The sequence below is a fragment of the Microbacterium sp. genome, from assembly GCF_041641055.1.
Taxonomy (GTDB): Bacteria; Actinomycetota; Actinomycetes; order Actinomycetales; family Microbacteriaceae; genus Microbacterium.
This window is the reverse complement of sequence record NZ_JBEPZB010000010.1, coordinates 73,739-97,942: the sequence shown is the minus strand read 5'-3', so window position 1 is coordinate 97,942 and position 24,204 is coordinate 73,739. Positions and strand designations below refer to the sequence as shown.

The 24,204-nt window shown below is 69.6% G+C and carries 24 protein-coding genes and 1 tRNA gene; 19 read left to right on the top strand and 6 right to left on the bottom strand.

The window, feature by feature from the left end:
- The first annotated feature begins 12 nt into the window (after positions 1–12).
- The 9 genes from ACESK8_RS08765 to ACESK8_RS08725 all read left to right on the top strand — a co-directional run bounded on the left by ACESK8_RS08765 (position 13) and on the right by ACESK8_RS08725 (position 8,886).
- Positions 13–963 carry a lysostaphin resistance A-like protein gene (locus ACESK8_RS08765; RefSeq protein WP_372968226.1) on the top strand — a complete coding sequence of 317 codons (951 nt, stop codon included), beginning with the start codon at positions 13–15 and terminating at the stop codon, positions 961–963.
- A gap of 31 nt (positions 964–994) precedes the next feature.
- The gene (locus ACESK8_RS08760) at positions 995–1,654 is read left to right on the top strand and encodes an O-methyltransferase (protein WP_372968225.1); all 660 of its coding nucleotides are present in this window, start codon (positions 995–997) and stop codon (positions 1,652–1,654) included.
- 100 nt (positions 1,655–1,754) lie between these two features.
- Positions 1,755–3,035, top strand: coding sequence for a phosphopyruvate hydratase (gene eno / locus ACESK8_RS08755; protein ID WP_372968224.1), 1,281 nt, complete (start codon positions 1,755–1,757; stop codon positions 3,033–3,035).
- Between the two features lie 205 nt (positions 3,036–3,240).
- On the top strand, positions 3,241–3,669 hold the full coding sequence (locus tag ACESK8_RS08750) for a septum formation initiator family protein (RefSeq protein WP_372968223.1): 429 nt from the start codon (positions 3,241–3,243) through the stop codon (positions 3,667–3,669).
- A gap of 67 nt (positions 3,670–3,736) precedes the next feature.
- Positions 3,737–4,279 carry a DUF501 domain-containing protein gene (locus ACESK8_RS08745; protein ID WP_372968222.1) on the top strand — a complete coding sequence of 181 codons (543 nt, stop codon included), beginning with the start codon at positions 3,737–3,739 and terminating at the stop codon, positions 4,277–4,279.
- Positions 4,276–5,568, top strand: a complete 1,293-nt coding sequence (locus ACESK8_RS08740; RefSeq protein WP_372968221.1) for a S8 family serine peptidase — start codon at positions 4,276–4,278, stop codon at positions 5,566–5,568. The genes ACESK8_RS08745 and ACESK8_RS08740 overlap by 4 nt, the downstream gene beginning before the upstream one ends.
- A 38-nt stretch (positions 5,569–5,606) precedes the next feature.
- Positions 5,607–7,091 (top strand): NAD(P)/FAD-dependent oxidoreductase, encoded by a 1,485-nt coding sequence (locus ACESK8_RS08735; protein ID WP_372968247.1) that lies wholly within the window; start codon positions 5,607–5,609, stop codon positions 7,089–7,091.
- A 287-nt stretch (positions 7,092–7,378) separates the two neighbouring features.
- The gene (locus ACESK8_RS08730) at positions 7,379–8,185 is read left to right on the top strand and encodes a cation-transporting ATPase (RefSeq protein WP_372968220.1); all 807 of its coding nucleotides are present in this window, start codon (positions 7,379–7,381) and stop codon (positions 8,183–8,185) included.
- A gap of 2 nt (positions 8,186–8,187) precedes the next feature.
- Positions 8,188–8,886, top strand: a complete 699-nt coding sequence (locus ACESK8_RS08725; protein WP_372968219.1) for a DedA family protein — start codon at positions 8,188–8,190, stop codon at positions 8,884–8,886.
- A gap of 11 nt (positions 8,887–8,897) precedes the next feature.
- On the opposite strand, the gene ACESK8_RS08720 is transcribed toward ACESK8_RS08725, so the two are convergent.
- Positions 8,898–8,973: transfer RNA gene (locus ACESK8_RS08720), tRNA-Leu, on the bottom strand.
- Positions 8,974–9,265: 292 nt separating this feature from the next.
- Between ACESK8_RS08720 and ACESK8_RS08715 the strand changes: the two genes are divergently transcribed.
- From ACESK8_RS08715 to ACESK8_RS08705, 3 genes are all read left to right on the top strand, one after another.
- Positions 9,266–10,513, top strand: a complete 1,248-nt coding sequence (locus ACESK8_RS08715; RefSeq protein ID WP_372968218.1) for an alanine racemase — start codon at positions 9,266–9,268, stop codon at positions 10,511–10,513.
- The gene (locus tag ACESK8_RS08710; RefSeq protein ID WP_372968217.1) at positions 10,510–11,823 is read left to right on the top strand and encodes a D-arabinono-1,4-lactone oxidase; all 1,314 of its coding nucleotides are present in this window, start codon (positions 10,510–10,512) and stop codon (positions 11,821–11,823) included. The genes ACESK8_RS08715 and ACESK8_RS08710 overlap by 4 nt, the downstream gene beginning before the upstream one ends.
- Before the next feature lie 94 nt (positions 11,824–11,917).
- On the top strand, positions 11,918–12,484 hold the full coding sequence (locus tag ACESK8_RS08705; protein WP_060928339.1) for a LemA family protein: 567 nt from the start codon (positions 11,918–11,920) through the stop codon (positions 12,482–12,484).
- A gap of 46 nt (positions 12,485–12,530) precedes the next feature.
- Here the strand turns inward: ACESK8_RS08705 and ACESK8_RS08700 are convergent, their stop codons facing one another.
- Together ACESK8_RS08700 and ACESK8_RS08695 are read right to left on the bottom strand one after the other, a co-directional pair.
- Positions 12,531–13,016 carry a hypothetical protein gene (locus ACESK8_RS08700; protein WP_372968216.1) on the bottom strand — a complete coding sequence of 162 codons (486 nt, stop codon included), beginning with the start codon at positions 13,014–13,016 and terminating at the stop codon, positions 12,531–12,533.
- Positions 13,013–14,290, bottom strand: a complete 1,278-nt coding sequence (locus ACESK8_RS08695) for a winged helix-turn-helix domain-containing protein (RefSeq protein WP_372968215.1) — start codon at positions 14,288–14,290, stop codon at positions 13,013–13,015. The genes ACESK8_RS08700 and ACESK8_RS08695 overlap by 4 nt, the downstream gene beginning before the upstream one ends.
- Positions 14,291–14,369: 79 nt before the next feature.
- Here ACESK8_RS08695 and ACESK8_RS08690 point away from each other — a divergent pair, with 79 nt between their 5' ends.
- Positions 14,370–15,566: an AI-2E family transporter gene (locus ACESK8_RS08690; protein WP_060928337.1), complete on the top strand. Its 1,197-nt coding sequence runs from the start codon at positions 14,370–14,372 to the stop codon at positions 15,564–15,566.
- Entirely contained in the window at positions 15,563–16,792 is a 1,230-nt protein-coding gene (gene ilvA, locus ACESK8_RS08685; RefSeq protein ID WP_372968214.1) for a threonine ammonia-lyase, read from the top strand. The genes ACESK8_RS08690 and ilvA overlap by 4 nt, the downstream gene beginning before the upstream one ends.
- A 79-nt stretch (positions 16,793–16,871) precedes the next feature.
- Here ilvA and greA read toward each other — a convergent pair whose 3' ends face one another.
- Together greA and ACESK8_RS08675 are read right to left on the bottom strand one after the other, a co-directional pair.
- A complete protein-coding gene (gene greA, locus ACESK8_RS08680; protein WP_060928335.1) occupies positions 16,872–17,360 on the bottom strand; it encodes a transcription elongation factor GreA in 489 nt (162 codons plus the stop codon).
- A 96-nt stretch (positions 17,361–17,456) separates the two neighbouring features.
- Complete coding sequence (locus tag ACESK8_RS08675) at positions 17,457–17,843, bottom strand: DUF4307 domain-containing protein (RefSeq protein ID WP_372968213.1); 387 nt, start codon at positions 17,841–17,843, stop codon at positions 17,457–17,459.
- A gap of 69 nt (positions 17,844–17,912) precedes the next feature.
- Between ACESK8_RS08675 and ACESK8_RS08670 the strand changes: the two genes are divergently transcribed.
- Positions 17,913–18,197 (top strand): hypothetical protein, encoded by a 285-nt coding sequence (locus ACESK8_RS08670; RefSeq protein WP_372968212.1) that lies wholly within the window; start codon positions 17,913–17,915, stop codon positions 18,195–18,197.
- Between the two features lie 69 nt (positions 18,198–18,266).
- Here ACESK8_RS08670 and ACESK8_RS08665 read toward each other — a convergent pair whose 3' ends face one another.
- Entirely contained in the window at positions 18,267–18,947 is a 681-nt protein-coding gene (locus tag ACESK8_RS08665; RefSeq protein WP_372968246.1) for a hemolysin III family protein, read from the bottom strand.
- Between the two features lie 144 nt (positions 18,948–19,091).
- Between ACESK8_RS08665 and ACESK8_RS08660 the strand changes: the two genes are divergently transcribed.
- The 4 genes from ACESK8_RS08660 (at position 19,092) to ACESK8_RS08645 (ending at position 24,060) form a co-directional block, all read left to right on the top strand.
- Entirely contained in the window at positions 19,092–19,871 is a 780-nt protein-coding gene (locus ACESK8_RS08660; RefSeq protein WP_372968245.1) for an isoprenyl transferase, read from the top strand.
- A 206-nt stretch (positions 19,872–20,077) separates the two neighbouring features.
- Complete coding sequence (locus ACESK8_RS08655; RefSeq protein ID WP_372968211.1) at positions 20,078–21,460, top strand: PhoH family protein; 1,383 nt, start codon at positions 20,078–20,080, stop codon at positions 21,458–21,460.
- A 165-nt stretch (positions 21,461–21,625) separates the two neighbouring features.
- Entirely contained in the window at positions 21,626–23,857 is a 2,232-nt protein-coding gene (locus ACESK8_RS08650) for a carbon starvation CstA family protein (protein WP_372968210.1), read from the top strand.
- Positions 23,857–24,060: a YbdD/YjiX family protein gene (locus ACESK8_RS08645; RefSeq protein ID WP_372968209.1), complete on the top strand. Its 204-nt coding sequence runs from the start codon at positions 23,857–23,859 to the stop codon at positions 24,058–24,060. The genes ACESK8_RS08650 and ACESK8_RS08645 overlap by 1 nt, the downstream gene beginning before the upstream one ends.
- The last annotated feature ends 144 nt before the right edge of the window (positions 24,061–24,204 follow it).

Below are 24,204 nucleotides of genomic sequence, written 5' to 3'. Positions count from 1 at the left end.
AGAGGAACAGTCATGACCCGTCTCCGCATCGCCGCCGTCCTCGTCTTCGTCCTGCTGTCCTGCGGGCTGGCCTGGCTGGTCGCCCTGCCCCTGTGGCTCGGCGACGGTCTCGCCGAGCCGAGCACCGGGTACCTGCTGCCCGTGATGATGCTCACCCCGGCCGTGGCGGCGCTCGCCGTCACCTTCGCGATGAAGGTCCCCGGGCCCGGCACACGACTCCGGTTCCTCGGGCTGTGGCCGCTGCGCCCGGCACGACGGGTGGTGTGGCTCATGGTCATCGGGTGGCTGGTGCCTCCGGTGCTCGTCGCCCTCGGCATCCTCGTCGCCGCAGCCGTCGGCTTCGTCGACCTCGACCTCACCTTCTCGGGCTTCGCAGCCGAGATCGCGAAAGCCCTGCCGGCCGGCGCCCCGATGCCACCGGTGGAGCTGGTGGTGATCTCGCAGATCGCGATGATCCCCGCGGCCGCCCTCTTCAACAGCCTGCTCGCCTTCGGCGAGGAGCTCGGCTGGCGGGGCTGGCTCGTCCCGGCGCTGCGTCCGCTCGGCACCTGGCCAGCGCTCCTGCTCAGCGGCGCGATCTGGGGACTGTGGCACAGCCCGCTGATCCTGCTGGGCTACAACTTCGGACGCACCGACATCACCGGTGTGCTCCTCATGATCGGCGGATGCATCGCCTGGGGCATTCTGCTGGGCTGGCTGCGACTGCGCTCTGCGTCGGTCTGGCCGGCCGTCCTCGCGCACGGCTCGCTCAACGCCTCGGCGGGGCTGATCCTGCTGGTCGCGGCGTCACAGCCGGATCTCGCCCTCGCCGGTCCCCTCGGGGTCGCCGGGTGGATCGTCGCCGCGGCGACCATCGCGGTGCTCGTCCTCACAGGGCAGTTCCGCGAGCAGCCCGAGCTCGCCGGTGGTCCCGGTCGGCTGCTCTCCGCTCCGCGCGCCGGCGGTCCGCCTCCGGCCCCTTGACGGTGGGAGAGCCGCGAGGTTTGCTGAGGTCATGGAATCCACTCCCACCGCCTGGTCGAACGCCGACGTCTACCTCGCCGACCTGCTCGTCGGGCACGATCCCGATCTCGACGCCGCACTCGCGGCGCAGCGCGAGGCCGGGCTCCCCGAGATCGAGGTCGCACCCGTCGGCGGCAAGCTGCTGAACCTGCTGGCGCGCATCAGCGGCGCTCGCCGCGTGCTCGAGATCGGGACGCTGGGCGGGTACTCCACGATCTGGCTCGCGCGCGCGGTCGGCGAGGGCGGCAGGGTCGTCACCATCGAGGCCGAGGCCGACAACGCCGCCGTGGCCCGCGCGAGCATCGGTGCGGCAGGGGTGGGAGACCGGGTGGAGATCCGGATCGGCCGCGGTGCCGACGTCCTGCCGACCCTGGTCGGCGGTTTCGACCTCGTCTTCATCGATGCCGACAAGGAGTCCAACACCATCTACCTCGACTGGGCGGCGCGGCTCGGCCGCACAGGCACCGTCGTCGTGCTCGACAACATCGGACGCGAGGGCGAGATCGTCCGCGCGGACTCGGACGACCCGAAGGTGAACGGCACCAGGGACGCCCTGCGGATGCTCGGTGAGGACCCGCGTTTCGATGCCACCGCGCTGCAGACGGTCGGCGTCAAGGGCTGGGACGGCGTGGCGCTCGCCGTGATCGTGTGACCCGCTGACTCCGACCGGGGGTCGCTGTCCGGGGCGGGCTAGACTGAGCGCGGATCGACGACGCTCCACACAACGTTTTCTCTGAGCAAGGAGCACATCAGTGGCACTGATCGAGGCTGTAGGCGCACGTGAGATTCTCGACTCGCGCGGGAACCCGACCGTCGAGGTGGAGGTGCTCCTCGATGACGGTGTCGTCCAGCGGGCCGCCGTCCCGTCCGGTGCATCCACCGGCGCATTCGAGGCGTACGAGCTCCGCGACGGCGACAAGAGCCGCTACGGCGGCAAGGGCGTGCTGAAGGCCGTCGAGGCGATCATCGACGAGCTCGGCCCGGCCCTCGAGGGCGTCGAGGCGAGCGAGCAGCGCATCGTCGACGAGATCCTCATCGAGACCGACGGCACCGAGAACAAGCAGCGCACCGGCGCCAACGCGATCCTCGGCGTCAGCCTGGCCGTCGCCAAGGCCGCGGCCGACTCGGCCGATCTGCCGCTGTTCCGCTACCTCGGCGGACCCAACGCGCACGTGCTCCCCGTTCCGCTGTTCAACGTCATCAACGGCGGCGAGCACGCCGACAACGGCATCGACATGCAGGAGTTCTTCCTCGCGCCGATCGGCGCCGAGACCTACTCCGAGGCGCTCCGCTGGGGCGTCGAGACCTACCACGTGCTGCGTGCCGAGCTGAAGGCCGCCGGCTATGCGACCGGCCTCGGCGACGAGGGCGGCTTCGCCCCCGACCTGCCCAGCAACCGCGAGGGGCTGGACTTCCTCGTCCAGGCGATCGAGAAGGCGGGCTTCACACCCGGCACCGACATCGCCCTGGGCCTCGACGTCGCGGCGACCGAGTTCTTCTCCGACGGCGTGTACCGCCTCGACAACAAGGACTGGAGCGGGCCCGAGCTGATCGAGTACTACCAGGGCCTGGTGAACGACTTCCCGATCGTCACGATCGAGGACGCCCTCGCCGAGGACGACTGGGACAACTGGAAGCTCCTCACCGATGCACTGGGCTCGAATGTCCAGCTCGTCGGCGACGACCTGTTCGTCACCAACCCGACGCGCCTCGCCGACGGCATCAAGCGCGGCGTCGCCAACTCGCTGCTCGTGAAGGTCAACCAGATCGGCACCCTGACGGAGACGTTCGACGCGGTCAGCCTCGCCCAGCGCTCCGGCTACACGGCGATGCTGTCGCACCGCTCCGGTGAGACCGAGGACACCACGATCGCCGACCTCGTCGTCGCGACCAACGCGGGTCAGATCAAGGCGGGTGCGCCTGCTCGCAGCGAGCGCGTCGCGAAGTACAATCAGCTTCTGCGCATCGAGGAGGAACTGGGCGACGCCGCGGTCTTCGCCGGTCGTTCGGCCTTCCCGCGCTACCAGGGCTGACTGCAGCTGAGACAGACACGCGCCGCCTGAGCGGCGACCGTACGGAGGAGGAGCCGTGGCACGACGACCGGCTCCTCCTTCGGCGTCTCCGGCCACGCCCCGCGCCGCCGCATCGACTCCGGCGACCCGCCCCGCCCGCGGGTCCAGGCCCCCTCGCACGACCCGTTCGGTCCGCGGGGCGGCCGGTGCCGCTCAGGACCGCCGCGTGGACGTGCGGGAATGGGCGTCGGGCATCCGCCTCTCGGCGTTCTCGGTCATCATGCTCTCGCTGGTCGTGCTCGGAGCCTGGGTGCTCGTGCCGACGCTCGGCACCTTCATCGACCAGCGCCAGAAGATCGCGGCCCTCGAGCAGTCGATCCAGGTCTCCGAAGACCAGATCACGGCACTCGAGAAGGAGCGCGACCGCTGGAACGACCCGGCTTTCATCACCACCCAGGCGCGGGAGCGGCTCTACTACGTCAAGCCCGGCGAGGTCGTCTACCTGATCGACAACGACCTGGACCCGGCCGCGCTGCCGCGCGAGCAGGAGCCGGTGAGCGACACTCTCGAGGAGAAGCAGTCCGACTGGATGCCGCAGCTGCTGCGCACCCTCACCTCGGCCGGTCTCAGCGACACCGCCGCCGTCGCGCGGTGAGGCTGCGGCGCGCCCGAGCGGCGTCGCTCCGAGCATCCTCCCCGGGAGGCTCCCGTACGCTGGTGGGGTGACGACTCCGCCTTTCTCCGCTCCCACGACCGCCGAGCTCGCCGTGGTCTCGGCCCAGCTGGGCAGAACGGCCCGCGGGGTCGTCGGCATCGCGGCGCGCTGCGTCTGCGGGAACCCGACCGTGGTCGCCACCACGCCGCGGCTTCCGGACGGGACTCCCTTCCCCACGTTCTACTATCTGACCCATCCGGCGGCGACGGCGGCGATGTCGACGCTCGAGGCGACGCAGGTCATGCCCGAGCTGGCCGCCCTGCTGGCCGATGACGAGGGGATCGCTGCGGCGTATCTCGCCGCTCACGAGGCCTACCTCGCAGACCGCGCGCAGTTCGGCGATGTGACGGAGATCGCCGGCATCTCGGCCGGCGGTATGCCGACCCGTGTCAAGTGCCTGCACGCGCTGGCCGGCCACGCGCTCGCGGCCGGTCTCGGCGTCAATCCGATCGGCGACGCGGCGCTCGAGCGCTCCTCCTGGTCGCCCGAGAACTGCCGGTGCGAAGACCCGGGTGCAGCCCTGCGCGACGTCGAGGCTTCGTCGGCATGACTCCGCGTCGGGTGCTGCGCGGCGGCGTCGCACTCGCGACGATCGTGGCATCCGTCCTGCTCCTCGGAGCCTCCGCCACGCCGCCGCCCGTGCCGGATGACCCGGCCGATCCCACGCGGGCAGCGGAGTACTGGCTCGACGGAGCGCGGATCCGTGAGGCCTGGCAGACCACGCGCGGCGACGGAGTGACGATCGCCGTGATCGACACCGGCATCGGCAAGGTGCCGGGCGTCTTCGACGAGGCGGTGGTGGGCGGCACGGATGTCTCGGGTTCGGGCTCTCCCGACGGACGCACCCCCGTCGGGGCGATCGACGGGAACCACGGATCGTGGGTCGCCTCGCTCGCCGCCGGCCGGGGAGCGGCGGACGGCAAGGGGATGATCGGCGTCGCCCCGGAGGCCGACCTGCTCTCGATCTCGGTCGGCTTCGGCGCCGCGGCCGCGGTGCCCTTCACGGACCAGGTCGCGAAGGCGATGCGGTGGGCCGTCGACAACGGCGCGGACATCATCAACCTGTCGTTCACCACCAACACGCTGGACTGGGACAAGAGCTGGGACGAGGCGTTCCTGTATGCGTTCGAGCACGACGTGGTGGTCGTCGTCGCGGCGGGGAACCGGGGGAGCGGCACCAACATCATCGGCGCGCCGGCGACGATCCCCGGGGTGCTCACGGTGGGCGGCGTCGACCAGACGGGCACCGCGAGCCTCGAGGCGTCGACGCAGGGCATCACGATCGGTATCGCCGCGCCCAGCGAGGGGCTGCGCGGGGTCTCGGCCGACGGCAAGGTGGTCCCGTGGAGCGGCACGAGCGGTGCGGCCCCGATCGTGGCGGGGATCGCCGCGCTGATCCGCTCGGCGCACCCCGACATGGATGCCGCGAACGTCATCAACCGCATCATCAAGACGGCGATCGCGGTGCCGGGGATGACGAAGCTCCCCGATCCGCTGTACGGCTACGGGTTGATCGACGCGGAGGCGGCGATCTCCGCCGACGTGCCGAAGGTCTCCGAGAACCCGATGGGCGACCTCGCGGAATGGGTGCGACTGTTCCGTCGCGCCGACACCGTTCCGCAGCCCGAACCGACCGCCGCACCGGTCGAGGTGCCGCCGCTGCCCGCGGCCGACGCCCCCACCGACCCCGGTTCACCGCTGCTTCCCAGCGCTGAATCGCTGCGCTACGGTACCCTGCCGCTCATCGCCCTCACAGTCCCTGGTATCCTGGTAGCGCTTGGCGTCACCGCAGCTGCCCGGCGCATCCGATCGGCGCGCGCTCGCACGCCACATTCCTGACTCCCGAGGAGTTCCCCCCTGTGCCTGAGAACAGCACTGTGCCCAAGATCCTGATCGTCGGTGGAGGCTATGCAGGCTTCTACACGGCGTGGAAGCTGGAGAAGCACCTCCGCAAGGGCGAGGCAGAGGTCACCATGGTCGACCCGCTGCCGTACATGACGTACCAGCCGTTCCTCCCCGAGGTGGCCGCAGGCTCGATCGAAGCCCGTCACTCGGTGGTCGCCCACCGTCGTCACCTCAAGCGCACGAACGTGCTGACGGCCAAGGTGACCAACATCAACCACGCCGAGAAGGTCGCGATGATCACTCCGCCGGTCGGTGAGCCGTACGAGTTCGCGTACGACCAGATCGTCGTCACCGCCGGCGCCGTCTCCCGCACCTTCCCGATCCCGGGCATCGCAGACAACGCGATCGGCCTGAAGACGATCGAGGAGGCCGTCGCGATCCGCGACCGCCTGATGTCGAACTTCGACAAGGCGGCGTCGCTGCCCGCAGGTCCCGAGCGCGACCGTCTGCTCTCGGTCGTCGTCGTCGGCGGCGGGTTCGCCGGTATCGAGGTCTTCGCGGAGCTGCGCTCGCTCGCCTCGTCGCTGGTGGGCAAGTACCCGGAGCTGACCTTCGACGACACGCACTTCCACCTCATCGAGGCGATGGGCCGCATCATGCCCGAGGTCTCGCTGCCGACGAGCGAGTGGGTCCTCAAGGACCTCGCGAAGCGCGGCGCCAACGTGCACCTCGACACGCAGCTCACCAGCGCGGTCGACGGCAACGTCGAGCTGTCGACGGGCGAGATCATCCCGACCGACCTGATCGTCTGGACCGCCGGTGTCATGGCGAACCCGACCGTCGTGCGCGGCGGCGACCTGCCCGTCGAGGAGCGCGGTCGCATCCAGACCCGTGCCGATCTGCGCGTCGGCACCCCCGAGGCGTTCGTCGAGGGCGCCTGGGCCGCCGGTGACGTCTCCGCAGTGCCCGACCTCTCCGGTGGCGGAGTCGGTGGCTTCTGCGTGCCGAACGCCCAGCACGCGGTGCGTCAGGCGAAGCTGCTCGCGAAGAACGTCGTCGCCGTGCTCCGCGGGGAGGACCCGAAGGAGTACTTCCACAAGAACCTGGGTGCCGTCGCCGGCCTCGGTCTGTACAACGGCGTCTTCCAGTCCGGCAAGATCGCCCTCAAGGGCTTCGTCGCCTGGGTCGCGCACCGCGGATACCACGGACTCGCGATGCCCACGTGGGAGCGCAAGTTCCGCGTGGTCTGGGGCTGGTGGAACAACCTGTGGCTGGGTCGCGATCTCGTGAACCTCGAGACCGTGCAGAACCCGCGCTACGTCTTCGAGGAGTTCGCCGCTCGTCCGCGTCCGGCAGCGGATGCTCCGGCGCCCGCCGTGACCGCTCCTGCCGCGCAGGCGACCGCCTCCGACAAGGCCGCGGAGGAGAAGCCCGCGGGGGAGAAGACCTCCGCCGCCAAGCCTGCAGCCAAGAAGCCGGCCGCCAAGAAGACCGCAGAGACGGCTTCCGCCAAGTAGTCCACTCCTCGAACGCCCCGATTCCTCCGGAGTCGGGGCGTTCGTCGTCTGCCGCGACCGTGTGCGTCTCGCACCGGGTTCATAGGCGCACTTGCTACCGTCGGCAGCGCAAGGGGAGTACTCCCGTCTGCGGTGGTGTCGTCATTACGGATACGAGGTCGTGTCCCGGCTCACCGGCCCGTGAGGGTGGAGGAGACCTGGCGTCCGTATTCGCGGACGGCCAAGGACCCCTCATCGCATCGCCGTCGAGACCCGTGGTCGTCCACACCCACGAAGGAATCGTCACCATGGGAAAACTCAACCGACTGCTCGGGTTGGCCGCTCGCGCCCTCGATCTCGACGAGAGCGGATCCCGCACGGATCGCGACGGCTCCCGGGGACACACGCCTCCCGCGCCGGGTCGGCGTCAGCCCGAGAACGATCGATACTCGGCTCCGCCGGTGCGCCGGCCATCCCATGACCCGTACTCCCCGCCTGCCGCCGGCGCCTCCCGCACCGCCGGGGCGGGGACGGATGCCGACCGGGCCGCGATCGCCCGGTACGACTACCTGCTCGAGACCGCTGATCCGCACCGCGTCGAGCAGATCCATCGCGAGGCGTTCGCACGGCTGACCCCGGCGCAGCGGACTCAGGTTCAGGAGCGCATGAACACGGAACTCGCGCCGGGCGAGCGCCCGGCGTCGTCCTCACCCGAGGATCTCGCACGCGCGGCCGGTCGCTCCGAGGCGGCGCGTCCGGGGCGCATGCGCGGCATCCTCTCGCGGGTTCGCGGGTTCGGAGCTGCCGGTGCGCTGGGCGGCGCCGCTGTCGGCGCGCTCGGCGTCGTGGCGGTCGGTGCGGTCGGAAGTGCCGTCGCCGCTCCGCTCCTCGAGCAGGCGGCCGGGCTCGGCGTCGACTTCGACGCCCTGGCCCAGGGGATCGACCTCGAGGCGATCGCCGGGGGTCTGGGCGGCGAGGAGATCGCTGGGGCCGCGGAGGGCGTGCTCGGATCCGCGGGCGAGGCCGTCTCGGGAGCCGGTGACACGGCGAGCGAGTGGGGGCAGCGGCTCGGTGACCTCGGCATCCCGGGTCTCGGCGACCTGTTCGGACGCTGACCGTGTTCCCAGCTTCCGCTGCGGCCGCGGCCACCGACCACGGCTTCTCGGGATTGACCGGGCTCGCGGCCGACGTCCTCACCGCGCTGGGCGACGTCGGCGTGGGCCTGCTCGTGTTCATCGAGGTGCTGGTGCCGCCGATCCCCAGCGAGGTGATCCTGCCGTTCGCCGGGTACCTGAGCCAGAGCGGCGATCTCTCCCTCGGATGGCTGATCGTCTGGAGCACTCTCGCCTCCTGGCTCGGAGCGCTGCTGCTGTATTGGCTCGGAGCCGCGATCGGCGTCGAGCACGCAGTGCGCCTCCTCGCGGCGACGCGTCTGGTCAGTCGCTCCGACCTCGAGCGGGGTGCCAGATGGTTCCAGCGCAGCGGAGGCTGGACGGTCCTCGTCGGTCGGCTGGTGCCGGGGATCCGCAGTCTGATCTCCATCCCCGCCGGTGCCACGCGAATGAACCTCGTGTGGTTCAGCGCCTACACGATCGTGGGCAGCGGAGCGTGGAATTCCCTGCTCATCGGCCTGGGGGCCGCGCTCGGCACCCAGCATGAGCGGCTCGAGCACCTGCTCGGCTACCTCGACTACGCGGTCTACACGGCGATCGCCGTCGCCCTCGCGGTCCTGGTGCTGCGTCGAGTGCAGGAGGGGAGGCGAGTCGAGGCCGGCAACCGGGAGAGCGTCGGCGACGCCGGGGGTGCCCGCGAATGAGGGTGTCGGTCTGGTGCCCCCGCTGGGACTCGAACCCAGACTGAAGCGATTTTAAGTCGCCTGCCTCTGCCATTGGGCTACGGGGGCCGCTGGGGCCGTGCGCTCAGAGTATACGGGCGATAGAACGCAAGACCGGCGCCCGGCCCGGGGACAGAGAGACGAGCGTCTCAGCGCCCGTCTCCCCGTGATGCTGCTGAGACAGCATCGTTACCCCCCGGCAGCCGGCCTGGCATGGCCGGCGAGCCCGTCACGAAGACGGACTCATTGACCAAGACGGAACCGTGCTTCGATCGTGACGGTGAAAACCTGCAAAGTATCGGGATTCCGAATATGCGATGGACTGCGGAGGTTGCGCACACTCACGCCCTAAGGTGAAGGAGTGCTCGACCTCACCGCCGATCTGAGCCCCGACGAGGGACGCCTCTCCGTGTCGCCCGCGTGGCAGGATCCCGCCCGCTACTGGCCGCGACTGTCTGCCGCGACCGGCCATCTGCCGGCTCCCGTGGCCGTGATCGACCTCGATGCGCTCCGCCACAATGCGATGGACCTGCTGGTGCGCGCCGGCGGCCTGCCCATCCGGGTGGCGTCGAAGTCGGTGCGCGTGCGGAGCGTGCTGGACGCCGTGCTGCGGCTCCCCGGGTACCGCGGGATCCTGGCCTTCACTCTCGCCGAGGCGCTCTGGCTCGCTGAGACGCACGACGACATCGTGCTCGGCTATCCGACCGTCGATCGGGCAGGGCTGGCAGAGCTGTTCGCCTCGGAGGAGTCCGCCGGGCGCATCACGCTCATGGTCGACGACCTCGCCCACCTCGACATCATCGACAGTGTCGCTCCGGCCGGGCGCCGCCCTGACATCCGAGTGGCCATCGACGCCGACGCCTCCCTCCGCTCCGCTGCGCTCGGTCACATCGGAGTGCGCAGATCCGGGCTCTTCTCGGCGGGAGAAGTCGCCGCCTTCGCCAGGAAGATCGTCCGTCGCCCTGGCTTCACCCTCGTCGGGCTGCAGATGTACGAGGCGCAGATCGCCGGTCAGGGCGACAACGCCGGACCCGATGCGCCGGTGATCCGCCTCATGCAGGCTCGCTCCCGCTCCGAGCTCCGTGAGCGGCGCGCCGCGATCGTCGGGGCACTGACGGAGATCGCTCCGCTCGAGTTCCTGAACGGCGGCGGCACCGGGTCGCTCGAGTTCACCGGGAGCGACGAGTCGCTGACGGAGGCGAGCGCAGGCAGCGGCCTGCTCGGCGGTCATCTCTTCGACGGCTATCGATCGTTCCGGCCCGCGCCGGCCGCTGCATTCGCGTTCGATGTCGTTCGTCGCCCGACGCCCGACATCGCGACGGTGCTGGGTGGCGGATGGATCGCCTCGGGCCCCGCGGTGGCGTCGCGTCAGCCGCGACCCGTCTGGCCCGAGGGGCTGCGCACCCTGCCGCGGGAGGCGGCAGGCGAGGTGCAGACGCCGCTGCAGGGGCGAGCGGCGGAACGGCTCGGCGTCGGCGACCGCGTCTGGTTCCGGCATGCGAAGAGCGGCGAGCCGGCCGAGCGCATCGACAGCTATCACCTCGTGTCCGGAGACGAGATCATCGACGAGCTGCCGACGTATCGCGGCGAGGGAAAGGCGTTCCTGTGACGAGAATCGGCGGCACCTGGCAGAACTGGGGGCGGTCGGCGCAGGTCAAGCCGCTGCGGGTCGAGCGCCCACGCTCGCCGGAAGGAGTCCAGCGCGCTGTCGTCGCGGCTGTCGCGCAGGGGCTGACGATCAAGGCGGTCGGCGCGGGGCACAGCTTCACGGGCATCGCCGTCGCGCCCGGAGTCCTGCTCGAACTCGACGACCTGCAGGGGCTCGTGTCGGCGGACCGGGCGACCGGCCGCGTCACTCTGCTGGCGGGCACGAGACTGCACCGGATCCCCGGACTCCTCGCGCCGTTCGGCCTGGCGATGGAGAACCTCGGTGACATCGACCGGCAGTCGATCTCCGGCGCCATATCGACCGGGACGCACGGCACCGGAGCGGGGTTCGGGGGACTCGCCGCCCAGGTCGTCGGGGCGACGCTGGTGACCGCAGCGGGGGAGTTCCTGCGTGTCGACGACGAGCACAATGCGGAGATGCTGCCGGCCGTCGCGCTCGGCCTCGGCGCCCTCGGCATCCTCACCGAGGTGACGCTCCAGTGCGTGCCGGCATTCGCGATGGCGGCGATCGATGAGCCGGCGCCCCTCGACGACGTCCTGGCGAGCCTGGACCACCGGGTGGAGGCATCCGACCACTTCGAGTTCTACTGGTTCCCGCACACCGACGTCGCGCTCACCAAGCGGCAGACCAGAGTGCCGGAGTCGACACGTCGTCAGCCGCTGCCGGTCATCGGGCGCTGGATCGATGAGACCCTGCTCTCCAACGGCGTGTATCGCGTCGTGTGCGCAGCGGGTCAGGTGGCTCCCGCGATCACGCCTCCGTTCAACAGGCTCGCGGTGAAGCTCACGGGCGATCGGCGCTACACCGAGCTGTCGCACCGCGTGCTCACGCAGAGTCGCACGGTGCGTTTCCGCGAGATGGAGTACGCCCTCCCCGCCGATCACGTCGTCCCCGCGTTCCGCTCGGTGCGGGCGCTCATCGAGCAGCGCGGCTGGCGCATCGAGTTCCCCATCGAAGTCCGGTTCGCCGCCGCGGACGACCGGTGGCTCTCGACCGCCTACGGCAGGGCTACGGGATACATCGCGGTGCATCGGTACTGGCGAGCAGACCCCTCCGAGTACTTCGAGGCCGTCGAGCAGATCATGCTCGAACACGGCGGGCGTCCGCACTGGGGGAAGCTGCACACGCTCACGGCGGATCGGCTGCGGGAGATCTATCCCCGCTTCGAGGACTTCACGGCGCTCCGCGATGAGCTCGACCCCGATCGCCGCTTCACCAACCGCTATCTCGACAGGGTCCTGGGCTCGTGACATGCTCGCGACGGCCTCGCACGGGCGGGGCACCCAGTCGACGCGCAGGCTGCGCCGATAGGATGAGACAAACACGAGGAAGGGTGGGCCTCTGATGGAATGGCTCGTGCCGGTACTGATCGTCGTCGGTGTGATTCTGCTCATCGGAATCTACCTGTGGGCGACCTACAACTCGCTGGTGCAGCTGAACGTGCGCGTCGACGAGGCCTGGAGCGGTATCACCGTGCAGCTGAAGCGTCGAGCCGACCTGATACCGAATCTCATCGAGACGGTGAAGGGCTACGCCGCGCATGAGAAGGCCGTCTTCGAGAACGTCACGCGTGCCCGAGCAGAGACGCTCTCCGCGGGCAGCCCCGGCGAGGCAGGCATCGCCGAGGGCCACCTCCAGCAGGCGCTCCGCAGCCTGTTCGCCGTCGCAGAGGCGTATCCGCAGCTGCAGGCGAGCCAGAACTTCCTCCAGGTGCAGCAGGCCCTTGTCGACACCGAAGACAAGATCCAGGCCGCGCGTCGTTTCTACAACGGCGGCGTGCGCGAGCTGAACACCAAGATCAAGGTCTTCCCGAACAACCTCTTCGCGAAGGGCCTGGGCTTCACCGAGCGCGAGTTCTTCGAGGTCGCCGACAGCGGCGCCATCTCGGAGCCTCCCCGCGTGCAGTTCTGACCCTGCGGACTCACACGACGCTGCGTTTCTCCACAGCGCTGTGCGGTCACCAGACCTTCAGTCTCGCTTCGCCGTCTGACACGGTCGCGTCGCCGCGCACTGTCCAGGACTCGGTGCGATAGGTATGTGTGAGCGGCGCCGAGTCCTGCCCGGTGCCAGACACGGTCGCGACGAGGATGCCGCCGTCGGCGACGAATCCGTCATCGGACAGCTCCAGCACGGGCATCCGCTCGATTCGGAAGCGCACCGAGTCGACGCCGGCGAATTCGGTTCCCCACGGGATGCGGATGCCGCACCCCTCCGGCACTGCCCCGCCCGCGGCCTCTTCGGCCGTGCATCCTTCGAGGTGCTCGTCGAGCGCCTCCTGGGCGAGAGCGGTGGGATCAGCGGGCGGTGTCGACGCCGCGGTCGGGGTCGGCGAGCACTGCGGACCCGCGGGCACGTCGGTGGCCTGCCAGACCCACATGCTGCCGACGAGGACAAGCCCGATCACGGCCGCGCCTCCGAGGATCCAGGCGCCTCGCCGGTTCACGGCGTGCCCTCTCTGGCGTGCACGTGGCGGCGCACCGACGTGTCGATTCGGCGCGTGAGCGCCGCGTGCACGTCCGCGGCCGCGGTGCCCCAGCCGGAGACGGACACGTGCTCGAGTCCTTGCCACGCCGCCGCGAGCGCGAGCTCGCCGGCGATGCGCTCCGCATCGGTGTCCGGCACGGCCTGCGGCTCCCACCAGGCGGACTGCACCTGCAGGGTGGAGGTGGAGCGGTCGGCCTTCAGATCGACTCGCGCGACGATCCGGTCGTCGACGAGCACCGGGAGCGAGTAGTAGCCGTATCGGCGCTTGTCTGCGGGCACGTAGATCTCGATCCGGTAGTCGAGCTCGAATGCGCGCAGCGCCCTGTCGCGGAACCAGACGACCGGATCGAACGGGGTCAGCAGCGCGGCGGCGGTGATGCGGCGGGGGAGCACCGCGTCCCGATGTCGCCACGCGGGGAGTGCGCGGCCGCCGCGCTCCCAGCCGCGCACCGTCACCGGATGCAACTCGCCGGCGTCGACGAGGTCGGAGACGGCCTGCGAGATGGCGGCTCGGTCGCGGATGCGGTGGTAGTCGGCGAGATCGGACTGCGTGGCGACGCCCGACGAGCGCGCCGCCCGTCGTGTGAGCTCCCGGATCGCATCCTCACGGGACACGTGCTGCGACAGGATCGCGTCAGGGATGACGTGCTCGGCGAGGGCGTAACGACGCTCGAATCCCTTGCGGCCGCTGATCGCCACGTCGCCGATGCGCCACAGGTGCTCGAGTGCGAGCTTGACGTCGTCCCAGTCCCACCACGTGCCTCGCTCGCGAGGCGCGTCCTCCCGCAGGTCGGCTGGTCGCAGCGGCCCGCGGGAGCGGAGCTCGTCCTTGACCCACTCCAGGGTCCTCGCGTTGCTGCTCATCCAGGAGTCAGGACCCGCCCAGCGCTCGCGAAACCGGTCCATGCGGAACCGCCACAGTGGCCAGTCCTCGACGGGGACGAATGTCGCCTCGTGCGCGATGTACTCGACGTAGTGGGTCGTACGCGCATGGAACACCCGGTCGAAGACCGCGGGGTCGTACGAGCCGAGACGCGAGAACATCGGCAGATAGTGCGACCGTGCGAACACGTTGACGGAGTCGATCTGCAGCACTCCGAGACGATCCATCACCCCGTGCAGGTGCCGCGCGGACACCGAGGCCGGTCGGGCGCGCGAGAAGCCCTGCGCGGCCAGTGCGATTCGACGGGCCTGGGCCGCACTGAGGGTGTCGGCGCTGCGGGTGGCGGTCACGTCGTCAGCGTATCGCCGCGGTCCGACATCGGGCGTCACCGCGTCCTGGGTCCCGGTGACCGCGCCGTAGACTTGGGCGATGAGCGAAGAGCAGCGTCCGCGGCTGAGAGATCTCTTCCGTCCGCGCCCGATATCGACCGATCGCACCGTCACCACCGAGGCGGATGACGCCGTGCCGATCGGGCTCAGGGTGACCGCCGCCTACGCGTGGCGACTGCTGCTGATCGCCGCGGTCGTGGCCGGCATCATCTGGCTGGTCATCCAGCTCAAGCTGCTCGTGATCCCGCTGATGGTCGGCATCCTCATCACCGCCCTGCTCTGGCCCGCCTTCCAGTGGATGCTGCGCCACCGGTTCCCGCGTTGGCTCGCTGTCGCGCTCTCCATCCTCGGCACGCTCGCGATCGTCTCGCTGCTGCTGTGGCTCGTGATCTGGCAGGTGCGGACGCAGCTTCCCGACGTCCAGGCCCGCAGCGCGCAGGCCGTCGAGGAGTTCCGCCAGTTCCTCCTCGAAGGCCCGCTGCATCTCAGCGAAGCGCAGATTCAGGGCTGGATCGACCAGGGCATGGAGTTCGTCAACGAGCAGACCCAGGTCCTGCTCAACGGGGCCCTCGCCGTCGGGACCACCGCGGCACACGTCGTCACAGGCGCGGTGCTGTCGCTCTTCATCCTCATCTGCCTCCTCGCCGACGGGCGCGGCATCTGGCGCTGGACGCTGCGCCTCTTCCCGCGCGCTGCGCGCCCGGCCGCCGACGCCGCGGCCAGCAACGGCTTCGCGACGCTCGTGAACTACGCGCGGACGCAGCTGCTCGTCGCGGCCATCGACGCGGTCGGCATCGGCGTCGGCGCCGCACTGCTCGGAGTGCCGCTGGCGATCCCCGTCGCGGTCCTGGTCTTCCTCGGGTCGTTCGTCCCGATCGTGGGTGCCGTCGTCACGGGGGCCGTCGCCGTGCTGCTCGCGCTGGTGTACAACGGCCCTCTGATCGCGCTCGCCATGCTCGCCGTCGTCCTCGGCGTCCAGCAGCTGGAAGGGCACATCCTGCAGCCGATCCTGATGGGCTCGGCCGTGAAGGTGCATCCGCTGGCCGTCGTCCTCGTGGTGGCCGGGGGATCCATGGTCGGAGGAATCCCCGGCGCGCTGTTCGCGGTGCCGCTCGCGGCCTTCGTCAACGTGGCAGCCGTCACGGTGAGCACGGGATCGTGGCGCACAGGCGACCAACCGAACGCAGACCTTATCTGGAGCACAGTTCCGCGCGAGCGGAGACGGAGGAATCGATGAGCGCAGTCCCCAGCCTGACGGAGTTCGAGAACGCAGCTCAGAGTCTGGCTGAGGTGATCACGCACACCCCGACACTGCCCTCACGGGCGCTGTCGGACGTCCTCGGTGCTCCGGTGCTGCTGAAGATGGAGAATCTGCAGCGCACCGGGTCCTTCAAGATCCGCGGCGCCGCCTACCGCCTGTCGAAGCTGAGCGCCGAGGAGCGCTCGCACGGCGTCGTCGCGGCGTCCGCCGGCAACCACGCGCAGGGCGTGGCGCTCGCCGCGCAGGCGCTCGGCATCCCCGCCACGATCTTCATGCCGCTCGGGGTCCCGGTGCCCAAGCTCCTCGCCACGCGCGGCTACGGCGCCGAGGTGGTGCTCGAGGGCGAGACGGTCGCGACCTCCCTGCGGCTGGCCGCCGAGTTCGCCGACCGCACGGGCGCGATGCTCATCCACCCGTTCGACCACCGCGACGTCGTGATCGGGCAGGGCACCCTCGGACTCGAACTCCTCGACGACGCCCCCGAGGTCGACACCATCGTGCTGGGGATCGGCGGCGGCGGGCTCATCGCCGGCGTCGCGGCTGCGGTGAAGGCCCGCGCCGCGCAGCTCGGGCGCACGGTGCGCATCATCGGCGTGCAGGCGGAGAACGCCGCGGCAGTGCCGCCTTCGCTGGACGCCGGGCACCCGGTGGACATCGAGACGCGGCCGACGATCGCCGACGGCATCCTCGTCGCGCGCCCCGGTGCGATCCCGTTCGACATCATCAAAGACCTCGTCGACGAGGTCGTCACCGTGTCCGACGACGACCTCGCCCGTGCCATCCTCATCCTGCTCGAGCAGGCCAAGGTCGTCGTGGAGCCTGCCGGAGCGGCCGGCGTCGCGGCTATCCTGGCAGGCAAGGTCTCGGCCTCCGGCACCACGATGGCTGTGCTGTCGGGAGGGAACATCGATCCCCTCCTGCTGCAGCGGGTCGTGTCGCACGGACTCGCGGCATCCGGTCGCTATCTCACGATCCGCATCCCGCTTCCCGACCGTCCAGGCCAGCTCGCGCGGGTGTCGGAGCTCATCGCCGAAGCCGGGGCCAACGTCATCGAGGCCATGCACACCAGGCACGGCCACGGCCTGCAGATCAGCGAGGTCATCCTCGAGCTCAGCGTCGAGACGCGCGGGGCGGAGCATTCCGAGCACACCCTCGACACCCTCCGCCGTGCCGGGTTCCACCCGATGATCGTGCCGGACTGACAGCGGATACGAGAAGAGGCCCCGTCCGCTCGGACGGGGCCTCTTCTCGTGGCGTCTGTCACGCCTGCGCGACTGCGCGTCAGCCGGTGTAGGTCTCGACGTTGACGATCTCGACCGAGATGTCGCGGCCGTTGGGCGCCTCGTACGACGACTTCTCGCCGACCTTGAGTCCGAGGATCGCCTGACCGAGCGGGCTGGCCTCGCTGTACACGTCGAGGTCGCTGCCGACCGCGATCTCGCGGCTGCCGAGGAGGAAGACCTCCTCGCCGCCGGCGACCAGAGCGGTCACGACGGTGCCGGGTTCGACGATCCCGCGGCTCGCCGGTGCTTCGCCGACCTTGGCGGTCTTGAGGAGGTTCTCGAGGGTGCGGATGCGGGCCTCCTGCTTGCCCTGCTCGTCCTTGGCGGCGTGGTAGCCGCCGTTCTCCTTGAGGTCGCCCTCTTCGCGTGCCGCCTCGATGCGCTTCGCGATCTCGTCACGACCCGTCGTGGAGAGGTGTTCCAGCTCGGCGACGAGCCGGTCGTACGCTTCCTGCGTGAGGAAGGGAACCTGAGCGTCAGTAGACATGACGAAGCTCCTTCGGTAGGTACCCGGCGACGTTCCGCGGGGGATATGCCAAGACGCCCCGGCACGGTGCCAGGGCGTCATCTGTCTGCGACGAGTCTAAGCGACCCAGCAGCTGTTCACCAAACCTGTGGTCGCCTCCGACACGGTCGGGACGGTGGCGGAGACCGCCTGGGAATGGGTGTCCCCTGCAGGGATCTCGACGACCTTCCAGCCGACCACGCCGAACTCCTCATCGAGGGCTTCGACCACGCACGCGACATCCTTGCCCTGCACGCCTGTCACCTGGAATCGCACGGTGACGGAGTGCTCGTCGACCAGGTCGTACCCGAGATCGTCGGCGTCGACGGCGTTCATCTGCGTCGTCACGATCGACCATCCGAACGCTCCGACCAGCAGTGCGGCCACGGCGATCAGCACGATCCACGGCGCGCGGCGGCGGCGCGTGCGTCCATAGCGGTCGTCGAGCTGTTGTGCGGTTGTCACGGGGAGGCGCTTCCGGTCGTTAGGCTGGTGACTCCAGGTTATGCGACCTGCGCATGAAAGGCAGACTCCGTGCTTGCTCTCACCGAGACCCCGATGCCGACACCCACGATGACGGTCGATCCCGAGTCGGTGACTCCCGGCTTCGTGGGGTTCGCGTTCGTGGTGATCCTGCTGGTGGCCGTGATCCTGCTGATCCTCGACATGAACCGGCGGATCCGCCGTGTCCGCTACCGCGAAGAGGTCCGCGAGGAACTCGACGCCGAGGAGGCCGCCCGCGCCGCGGACGAGGCGACCGAGACGGATGCCGACCTGCCGATCGTCCGCGAGGGCGACGACGATCCCGACAAGCGCTGACCGACCGCGCCTGCGGCGCTGACCGAGCGCCGTCGCTGAGTCGGCGGCGCTGAGCCGCACCTGCGCAGGTCAGGCGCCGAGCGAGGGCGACAGCGGCTCGAGCGCGATGAGCAGGCACGCGGTCCAGTGGCACAGGAACGCGAGCACCGTGCACAGGTGGAAGATCTCGTGGAAGCCGAAATGGCCGGGCCAGGGATTGGGCTTCTTGAGCGCGTACACGATCGCTCCGCCGGTGTAGAGCAGCCCGCCCACGATCACGAGCACCATCATCGTGGGGTTCGCGGCGAGCAGGTCCGCCATGTACATCACGGCCGCCCAGCCCAGCAGCAGGTACAGCGCGACGTAGAGCCAGCGCGGCGCGTCGATCCAGAAGACCCGGAACAGGATGCCGAGCAGCGCGCCGCTCCAGACCAGGATCAGCAGCAGACCGCCCTTCTCCGGCGGCAGCGCGAGCACCGCCAGAGGCGTGTAGGTCCCGGCGATCAGCAGCAGGATGTTCGCGTGGTCGATCCTCTTGAGGATGATCTTGACCTTCGGGCTCCAGTCGATGCGGTGGTAGAGCGCCGAGTTGCCGAAGAGGAGCAGCGACGTGGCCATGAAGACGGCGGCCGCCCACTTGGCCGCGCCGCCCTGTGCCACGGTGATGAGCACGATTCCGGTGACGATCGCGACCGGGAACGTCGCCGCGTGCAGCCATCCGCGCCAGGTCGGCTTGATGTCGACGGCGGCGTCGTGGGCCGCCTCTTCCATCAGCGGCAGCTGGGGGACGTCTGGTTCCGCGGAGTCGGGTGTGCTCACGCCCTCACTCTATTCGCGCGGCCATACCGCCAGGCGTACATATCCTGAGCGTCCGCCCTCCGCCGCTGCGTGTCGGCACGATAGCGTAGGGAGGTGATGTCACGTGAGGGTCAGGGGCGGGGGCCGCTGTACCGCCTCTACACCAGTCGGCTGCGCCGCCACCTGGATCCTGCGTCCGTGCCGCGTCACGTCGCCATGATGATCGACGGGAACCGTCGATGGGCGCGGCAGCTGGGCTACGACACCCCGGCGGAGGGGCACCGCGCCGGGGCCGCGAAGATGCGCGAGTTCCTGGGCTGGTGCGACGAGCTCGGCATCCCCGTCGTCTCGCTCTACCTGCTCTCGAGCGACAACCTGCTCAAACGCGACTCCGCCGAGCTGGCGGACCTCATCGAGATCATCGCCGAGCTCGCCGAGGCGCTGTCGCAGGAGGGCAACTGGAGGGTGAAGCACGTCGGCCGCTCCGACATCCTGCCGCCCGAGCTCGCCCGAGTGCTCGACGACGCCCAGGAGCGCACCCGCGACCACACCGGCCTGCACGTGAACCTCGCGGTCGGGTACGGCGGCCGCAACGAGATCGTCGACGCGGTGCGCAGCATCGTCACGGCGCACCAGGCGTCCGGGGGAACCATCGAGGACCTCGCCGCACACCTCACCCCCGAGATGATCGGAGAGCACCTCTACACCGGAGGGCAGCCCGACCCCGACCTCGTGATCCGCACCAGCGGCGAGCAGCGGCTGAGCGACTTCCTGCTGTGGCAGAGCGCACACAGCGAGTTCTACTTCGTCGAGGCGCTCGGGCCCGACCTGCGGCAGGTCGACTTCCTCCGGGCCATCCGCGACTACGCGGACCGGGATCGACGATTCGGCCGCTGACCCCCCCGACGTCGTGGACCGGCGACGCCGCCCGTTAATGAACACGTAACGAATTGGTGGCGTGTCGGATCGGAGAAATGTCGGCGCCTGGTCGTAGCTTCGAGGCATCGGGCAAGGTGCCCGTCGGGTCGGCCTCAGGATGACGACTCGTGACCCCCTGGTCGACTCGTTCGAATAACCGGGATTCCCCGGGTCGGGAGTGGGTCGTGACCTCACGTACAGCGCAGCAGTCCACCAGCACCGCGCAGCAGTCCACCCGTAAGTCGACGGCGCGAGCGGCATCCGCTGATCCTGATCAGGACCTGCGGACCTATGTGCTCGACACGTCCGTCCTGCTGAGCGATCCGCAGGCCTTCTTCCGCTTCGCCGAGCATTCGGTGGTGCTGCCGGTCGTGGTCATCACGGAGCTCGAGGGAAAGCGCCACGACCCCGAGATCGGCTACTTCGCCCGCCAGGCGCTGCGCCACCTCGACGATCTGCGCATCGAGCACGGTCGACTCGACTTCCCGGTCGAGGTCGGCGAAGGCGGCACGCTGCGCGTCGAGCTCGCGAACACCGATTCGTCGATCCTGCCGGCCGGCATCCGCCTGAGCGACAACGACACCCGCATCCTCTCGGTCGCGATGAACCTCGCTCAGGACGGGCAGGACGTCACGATCGTCTCCAAGGACCTCCCGATGCGCGTCAAGGCCGCCTCCCTCGGTCTGCGCGCCGAGGAGTACCTCGCAGAGCAGGCCGTCGATTCCGGATGGACGGGCATCACCACGCTCGACCTCTCGGGCGACGAGATCAGCGACCTCTACGAGAGCGAGGTCGGAATCAGCGAAGACGCCAGGGGGCTTCCGGTGAACACCGGTCTCATCATCCACTCCGAGCGCGGCTCCGCACTCGGCCGGGTGACGGGCGACGGCGAGTACAAGCTCGTGCGCGGCGATCGGGACATCTTCGGGATGCACGGACGCTCCGCCGAGCAGCGCATCGCGATCGACCTGCTCACGGACCCCGACGTGGGGATCGTCTCGCTCGGCGGCCGAGCGGGGACGGGCAAGTCGGCGCTCGCGCTGTGCGCCGGCCTCGAGGCCGTGCTCGAACGCCAGCAGCAGAAGAAGATCATCGTCTTCCGTCCGCTGTTCGCCGTCGGCGGCCAGGAGCTCGGCTACCTCCCCGGCGACCAGGGCGAGAAGATGGGGCCCTGGGGCCAGGCGGTCTTCGACACGCTCGGTTCGGTGGTGTCGGGCAACGTCATGGAGGAGGTCGTCGAGCGCGGCATCCTCGAGGTGCTCCCACTCACCCACATCCGCGGCCGTTCCCTGCACGATGCGTTCGTGATCGTCGACGAGGCGCAGTCGCTCGAGCGCAACGTCCTCCTCACGGTGCTCAGCCGCATGGGGCAGAACTCGCGCGTCATCCTCACCCATGACGTCGGCCAGCGCGACAACCTGCGCGTCGGGCGTCACGACGGCATCGCCAGCGTCATCGAGACGCTCAAGGGGCACGATCTCTTCGCCCACGTGACGCTGATGCGGTCCGAGCGCTCCGCGATCGCCGCTCTCGTCACCGAACTCCTGGAGGGGGGCGAGCTCAGCTAGGCCGAGCTCGCCGGACAGCGGATGCCGCGGTATCGCGGCATCCGCTGTCGTCTGTCGCGTCGGGATACCGGTGTGCATGCCGGAGAGACCGGCGATCCGCTTCCGCTGCCCGCGGAGGCCGGATTAGGCTCGTCGCATCGAACGCAGACGATGGAGTGATGCGCAATGAGCGATGCGACCAAGACCGTCGAAGACCACTCGCTTCCGCCCGTGGCGGTGGACGAGAAGCCGAGATGGACACCGCTGAAGATCGTGCTGTGGGTGGCCATCGCGCTGCTCGGCGGTGTGGCCTGGACCATGCTCGCGATCGTGCGCGGCGAGACGGTGAACGCGATCTGGTTCGTGTTCGCCGCAGTCTGCACGTACCTCGTGTTCTACCGCTTCTACTCCAAGTTCATCGAGCGCAATCTCGTGAAGCCCGACGACCGACGGGCGACACCCGCCGAGTACAAGGCCGACGGCAAGGACTACGTCGCGACCGACCGTCGGGTGCTGTTCGGCCACCACTTCGCAGCCATCGCGGGCGCGGGTCCGCTGGTCGGGCCGGTGCTGGCGGCGCAGATGGGCTACCTGCCCGGCACCCTGTGGATCATCGTGGGCGTCGTGCTGGCGGGGGCTGTGCAGGACTACCTCGTGATGTTCTTCTCGATGCGTCGCGGCGGACGCTCGCTCGGACAGATGGCGCGCGACGAGCTCGGGCGCTTCGGCGGCACCGCGGCGATCGTGGCGACGCTGCTCATCATGATCATCATCACGGCCATCCTCGCCCTGGTGGTCGTGAACGCGCTCGGCGAGAGCCCCTGGGGCGTCTTCTCGGTGGCGATGACCATCCCGATCGCGCTCTTCATGGGCGCGTACCTCCGCTGGATCCGTCCGGGCAAGATCACCGAGGTGTCGCTCATCGGCTTCGTGCTGCTCATGGCGGCGATCATCGGCGGCGGCATGGTCGCCGAGACCGACTGGGGTCAGGCGCTCTTCACCCTCGACCGCACGACGATCGCGTGGGGCATCATCATCTACGGCTTCATCGCCGCCGTGCTGCCGGTCTGGATGCTGCTGGCACCGCGCGACTACCTGTCGACGTTCATGAAGATCGGGGTGATCGTCGCGCTCGCCGTCGCGATCCTGTTCGTGCGGCCGGAGATCACCGTCCCCGCGTTCAGCGAGTTCGCGGGCGGGGAGACCGGCCCGGTGTGGTCGGGGGCACTGTTCCCGTTCCTGTTCGTCACGATCGCCTGCGGTGCCCTGAGCGGGTTCCACGCCCTCATCTCGTCCGGCACGACGCCGAAGATGATCGAGAAGGAGAAGCAGACCCGGTTCATCGGCTACGGCGGGATGCTCATGGAGTCGTTCGTGGCGATCATGGCGCTCGTGGCCGCGATCTCGATCGATCGCGGTCTGTACTTCGCGATGAACTCGTCGCCGGCCGCGACACTCGGCACGGTCGAGGGCGCGGTGCAGTTCGTGAACAGTCTCGGACTCACCGGGGTGAACCTGACGCCCGAGATGCTCACGAGTACGGCGGAGGCGGTGGGCGAGGAGTCGATCGTCTCGCGCACCGGCGGCGCCCCGACGCTGGCTCTCGGTCTCGCGCACATCATGCAGCAGTGGATCGGCGGCACCGGGATGATGGCCTTCTGGTACCACTTCGCGATCATGTTCGAGGCTCTCTTCATCCTCACGGCCGTGGATGCCGGCACCCGTGTCGCGCGGTTCATGCTGCAGGACTCGGTGGGCAACGTCATCCCGCGCTTCAAGGACACGTCCTGGAGGGTCGGCGCGTGGATCTGCACGGCGGTGATGGTGGCCGGCTGGGGAGCGGTGCTGATCATGGGAGTGACGGATCCGCTCGGCGGCATCAACACCCTGTTCCCGCTCTTCGGCATCGCGAATCAGCTGCTCGCGGCGATCGCCCTGGCCGTGGTGCTCACGATCGTGGCACGCAGGCGCACCTTCCGGGCGCTCTGGGTGGTGGCTCTGCCGCTGGCGTTCGTGACGGTGGTGACGGTCACCGCCTCCCTGCAGAAGATCTTCTCCACCGTGCCGCAGGTCGGGTACTTCGCCAACCACGTCGCCTTCCGTGACGCGCTGGCGGCGGGGGAGACGTCGTTCGGCACGGCGACGAGCGTCGCGGCGATGGAGGCCGTCGTCCGCAACACGATGATCCAGGGAGTGCTGTCGGTGACGTTCCTCGTGCTTTCGGTGATCGTGATCACGATCTCGCTCGTGAAGGTCATCCAGGCGCTGCGTCCAGGGCCGGTCGTCGATCACGAGGATCCTGAGGTGCCGTCTCGGCGCTTCGCTCCCGCAGGTCTGTTCGCCTCTCGGGAGGAGCGGGTTGTGGAGAAGGAGTGGGACTCGCTGCCGGCATCCGCTCAGCCGACGAGGGGGCACTGATGGCTGCCGTGTCCGGGACCGCACGGCGGGTCTGGAAGGCGGTCGCCTGGTATGTGAACGGGGTGACGGGTCAGTCGCGCTACGTCGCCTATGTCGCTCACGAGCGGGAGCGGCACCCCGATCGAGCGCCGCTCACCGAGCGCGAGTTCTGGCGGGCGCACTACGCCCAGCAGGATGCCGACCCCGGCGCTCGCTGCTGCTGACCCCGCCCCGTTCTGCACACGTCCCCGTCCCGTTCTGCACACGTCCCCGTCCCGTTCTGCACACGTCCCCGTCCCGATCCACCGACCCTGGCCCGATCTGCGGCCCCTGTCCCGTTCTGATCCACCCACCCCGTCCCGTCCTGC

Bases quoted from the DNA above. Each gene is read 5' to 3' on its own strand.
- ACESK8_RS08765 (WP_372968226.1), top strand. From the start codon at position 13: ATGACCCGTCTCCGCATCGCCGCCGTCCTCGTCTTCGTCCTGCTGTCC.
- ACESK8_RS08760 (WP_372968225.1), top strand. From the start codon at position 995: ATGGAATCCACTCCCACCGCCTGGTCGAACGCCGACGTCTACCTCGCC.
- ACESK8_RS08740 (WP_372968221.1), top strand. From the start codon at position 4,276: ATGACTCCGCGTCGGGTGCTGCGCGGCGGCGTCGCACTCGCGACGATC.
- ACESK8_RS08730 (WP_372968220.1), top strand. From the start codon at position 7,379: ATGGGAAAACTCAACCGACTGCTCGGGTTGGCCGCTCGCGCCCTCGAT.
- ACESK8_RS08705 (WP_060928339.1), top strand. From the start codon at position 11,918: ATGGAATGGCTCGTGCCGGTACTGATCGTCGTCGGTGTGATTCTGCTC.
- ACESK8_RS08690 (WP_060928337.1), top strand. From the start codon at position 14,370: ATGAGCGAAGAGCAGCGTCCGCGGCTGAGAGATCTCTTCCGTCCGCGC.
- ilvA (WP_372968214.1), top strand. From the start codon at position 15,563: ATGAGCGCAGTCCCCAGCCTGACGGAGTTCGAGAACGCAGCTCAGAGT.
- greA (WP_060928335.1), bottom strand. From the start codon at position 17,360: ATGTCTACTGACGCTCAGGTTCCCTTCCTCACGCAGGAAGCGTACGAC.
- ACESK8_RS08665 (WP_372968246.1), bottom strand. From the start codon at position 18,947: ATGGAAGAGGCGGCCCACGACGCCGCCGTCGACATCAAGCCGACCTGG.
- ACESK8_RS08660 (WP_372968245.1), top strand. From the start codon at position 19,092: ATGTCACGTGAGGGTCAGGGGCGGGGGCCGCTGTACCGCCTCTACACC.
- ACESK8_RS08650 (WP_372968210.1), top strand. From the start codon at position 21,626: ATGAGCGATGCGACCAAGACCGTCGAAGACCACTCGCTTCCGCCCGTG.
- ACESK8_RS08645 (WP_372968209.1), top strand. From the start codon at position 23,857: ATGGCTGCCGTGTCCGGGACCGCACGGCGGGTCTGGAAGGCGGTCGCC.